Below are 3,989 nucleotides of genomic sequence, written 5' to 3'. Positions count from 1 at the left end.
GTAGGTCAGCGTTCTGTCGATCTGATCCGGGAGAGTGCCCGTAATCTTGCGGGAATCCGCCGTATTGCCATCCGCTACAGCATGGTCATAAACGGCCAGATCGACAAATGCGCCAGCGAGAAACCGGGTGGGCTGGTCGGTAAACAGCAATACACCCAGATTGGTCAAGCGCCATTCGCCATCCACATCGATAGCCAGTTTCAGGTTGGACAGCAAGCGCTCCAGAGCCAGGCCGGATTCGGCAAGCGGCCTGCCGAAACGTTCGCGGTAATAGGCATCGAAGCGGCCGGTGTCGAAATCGTCCAGCCGTGCTGAAAAGGCTGGCCGCTCCTCGAAAGGAATCAGGAGCCTGCGCAAGGTCAGCATGCGCCCCAGTTGTTCGGCTGGAATCGGGTGTCGATGACTTCCAACCCGCTTGACGAACCGCCCGTCCGTCGTCTGATGAACGTAGAAGCGAGCTTTCGGGATATCCACCTTCAGGCAAAGCCGCTGCACCCCTCCTTCATCCGGCAGCATCACCCAATCGAGACGCGGGTCGATTTCGGGTACGCAGTTGTTGACTGCACAATTCACGACGAACTGTTCGAGCACATCCTGATTTCCGGCATCAACCCCGATTACGGCACGCTCCTTGTTCACACCGAATAGGACGACGCCACCCTCGGTATTCGCCATCGACACGAATACCTCGGCAATGGTCGCGGCCGCTCGCCCCTCCTCGGAGGCGAAACGCACCTGATTGCCATGAAATCTGGCTTCCTTGAATTCCAGATAGGTATCTTCGCCGGCAGCGATTTCGCTCAGCAGATCGGCAATTTCGTCATACATGCTGCATCCTCAAAAATGGTACTTCTCGCGGCGACGGCGGAACGCCTCCGCGGAACCCTCCATGATATCGAGCACCGCTCGAGCAACGTCGGCACGATCGAGCCCCCCCTGCGTACGTACCCGTCCGTGGCCCTCAGTCGCCTCAAGCGCGTAAATCAGATCGGCGTCGCCGTTGACCGGCAGGTTGGCGTTGTGGGTCGCCATGATCAACTGCCGCTCGGACTTCACCTTGCGCAACAGGGGCACCAGGTCCTGATAGATGAAATTCGAATCCAGCTCATCCTCCGGCTGGTCGATGACAATCGGCCCGTCGCCATGCGCCAGCAGCAGGTTGAGCACGGCCGTATTGCGCTGGCCTTCCGACAACTTGCCGTCGCTGATGCGGCCCACTATACCGCCTTCGACCCTGCGCAGCTCGATATCGACCAGATCGGCGACCCGCGTCAGGCGCACATCGCGCCATTTCTTCATATTGCCTTGCAAGTGATTCGCCATGTCTTCGGCGTATTCTGCGATATCCAGTTCGCACGCTTCTATCTGCCTTGCAATCGCTCTAATGTACTCCCATGGGGTAACGTATTCCTCCTGCACTCGGAAAGCATGGAACAGCTTTTCTCCCAGATCAGCCCAATATTTTCCAAGTCGGGAACGTCCATCCGGCGCTAGCGATCCCCAGGCAGCCGCAAATGAGGATATGTCGCCCATGTAGTCCACCAGTACCACAATGGTGTTCCGTACTCTCCGGTTGATGGTCGCGGCCAAATCGGCCCTGACCTTGTGTTGCAGTCGCCACAAATCGAACAGACCTTCCAGCTTGGCATCCAGCTTTCCGACCTGCTCGCCAAGCAGCTTCTCCTGCCTGCCCTGCCCCGCCAGCTCGGCCTGCTTGGCCTGCCGTTGCTTATCGATCTCCTGCATGCGGGCGACGTCCTGCGGATTCAGCCCGCGCTCGCGGCAGGCATCGGCGAAACGGGCCTGCGCTGCATCCAGATCGCCGCTCACCTGCGGCCAGTCGCGGTCACCCTCGAACAGAGCGTGGACACTACGCTCAAAGTCATCTGCCGCGCGCAGCAGCGCCGCATGGATATTCGCGTTCAGCTTTTCGCTCCGTGCATCGAAGCGCTTGAACCATTCGGGATGGGGCCAGTTGTCGGCCTCGGAACCCAACGGCGCGTGGGATTCCACGATGTCATCGGCCAGCCCCCTGATCCGAGCCGATTCTTCTGTCATTCTGTTGCGAACCTGATCCAGATAGCGTCGAGCGGCCTGGGCACGCTGTTGCTTGACGGCTTCCTGCTGCACGTCCTTGCGCGCCTGCCACTGCCGGTTGAGTTCGCCGATTTCCTGATTCAGGCGCGCAATGTCGGCTCGTACCGCGTCGAGGCGATCCTTCGCCGCGAACAACTGCGCGATCTCGGTGCGCGACGTGATTTCCTTCGCCTTGAGCCCTTGCAGTTCCGGCCCGCAGGCATCGTCGAGCATCAACAGCAGGCTGTTCTTTCCGGGAGAAGCAAGGTCCGTGAGCTGCTGCTGGCTGAAAAACTGGATGGGGATATGGCGCAGGTAGGTCGAAAAATCCGCGGCTTCCCCGGCGATCAGTTCATGCTTACCGCGCCGCGGCTGCAAGGCAATCGTATCCACCTGCCCGGGAACTCCCTCCCAATCGACCAGAATTTCCGTCTCCTGGGTGAAGGTGCCTGCGATCCTGTCCACCTTGGCGCGGATCGGCGCCAACAGGCCTGCATCCTTCTCCCGCCCGAAGGCAAAGCGCAGGCATTCGAGCAGCGTTGACTTGCCGCTACCCCGGCCGCCGATGACGGTGTTCAGATTTTCGGAAAGGACAAGCTCCTGGTCGGCAAGGAATTCCAGGCCGGTCACTCGCACCCCTCGAATCCGCGGGTGGGTCTGTCTATCCGACGGACGATCGGGCTGAAGACAAATCCGTGATTCGGGATCGAGAAATGCCTGTCGCAATGCCTCCACCGACTGCTTCGACATCTTCACCCACGTGAAACGATAGCCCAGCGCATTCGCCAGCGGCTTGCCGTCTTGATCAACCTTCAACGATTTTGCGTCCGAAGACATGACATAGGCCGGCTGGCTGCCACGGCGAGCCCAATCATGATTCCGTCCCTCCAGAATATCGAGATACTTGTGCTGTAGCGGGTTCGCGGTGACTTCGATGGCGAGCAAATCGGATAACTGATAGTCCTTGATGTGTCGGGCGTCGTGGAGAATCCCGTCCTTCTCGTCAGCGTGGGCGGCGATGACGATACCGCCATGTTCCCGCTGCACCATTTCGAGAAGGCGCTTGAGGCTCACCGTCTGATCGTTGTAGCGCAGCGGCTCCGGTCTGTTGTTCCTGAATCGCTGGTTGTCCGCCAATCCCAGCTTGGTCAAAATCATGCTCACCCGCCTGAGGTCCCGCATCTTCCTGGCGGGTGAAAAGAGGCATAGCGCATGAAAGCCAATGTCGACTTCGAATCCCGGCAGAATATGGAGCGGCGGTAAATCAAGATCCTGCGCCACGCTGGCATTCTGTTCGACCAGATGCGTCAGGAACCAATCTCGCGGCTCGGCCTTCTCGGAAAAATTGTGGTCGGTAATGCCTACGATCTCCAACCCAAGGGCATGGCAGCGCCGAAGGAAAACGCGCGCCTTGTTCTGTATGCCGCTTTCGTCGGGAACGCCATCGACGATCGGCCGGCGCGGATTCCCAAGCCGCAGATCGTCGTCGAGCCAATGGGCGTTGTCTTCAGGTGTTTGAACCTGGAAGTCGCACTTGAGCCAGCGCATTCCCTGATATTCAGCCATTCTTGTTTTCCTCCAGCTTGTTCCGTGCCGCCAGTGTATGCCGCGCCGTGTGGTACTCCCCGAATTCCCGCGTCTCGTTGTTCTTGAGCACGCGAAAGGTTTCGGATGGGTATCTCTCGGTTCTTGGATTCATCTCACCCCTTCGTAATCGTTCACTCCCCTACACGTTTGCCGAGATGGCGGGAATCGTGGGAAGCGGCAAACCCTTGCGAGCGGCGGCGATGACGGTGCCGAGGTATTGCCAGGCGGATGCTCCGCGACGGCGACAGGTTTCGATGAGGCTGGCGAGGAAAGCGAAGGCACGGGACCCCTCTTCAGAGCGTGTGCCGTGGCTGATGGTGCGCGAA

3 protein-coding genes and 1 pseudogene are annotated in these 3,989 nt (G+C 59.3%); all 4 read right to left on the bottom strand.

The window, feature by feature from the left end; translation table 11 throughout:
* Nucleotides 1–828 (bottom strand): ATP-binding protein (locus JNK99_RS07435; RefSeq protein WP_291850843.1); only part of this gene is annotated, 828 nt, incomplete at its 3' end.
* Between the two features lie 9 nt (nucleotides 829–837).
* Entirely contained in the window at nucleotides 838–3,642 is a 2,805-nt protein-coding gene (locus tag JNK99_RS07430; RefSeq protein ID WP_291850841.1) for a TrlF family AAA-like ATPase, read from the bottom strand.
* Complete coding sequence (locus JNK99_RS07425) at nucleotides 3,635–3,775, bottom strand: hypothetical protein (protein WP_291850838.1); 141 nt, start codon at nucleotides 3,773–3,775, stop codon at nucleotides 3,635–3,637. The genes JNK99_RS07430 and JNK99_RS07425 overlap by 8 nt, the downstream gene beginning before the upstream one ends.
* Nucleotides 3,776–3,802: 27 nt before the next feature.
* Nucleotides 3,803–3,989 (bottom strand): annotated as a pseudogene (locus JNK99_RS07420) (IS66 family transposase); the annotation flags it as partial.

Source organism: Accumulibacter sp., from assembly GCF_016789985.1.
Classification (GTDB): Bacteria; Pseudomonadota; Gammaproteobacteria; order Burkholderiales; family Rhodocyclaceae; genus Accumulibacter.
This window is presented reverse-complemented; position numbering and strand designations above follow the sequence as displayed.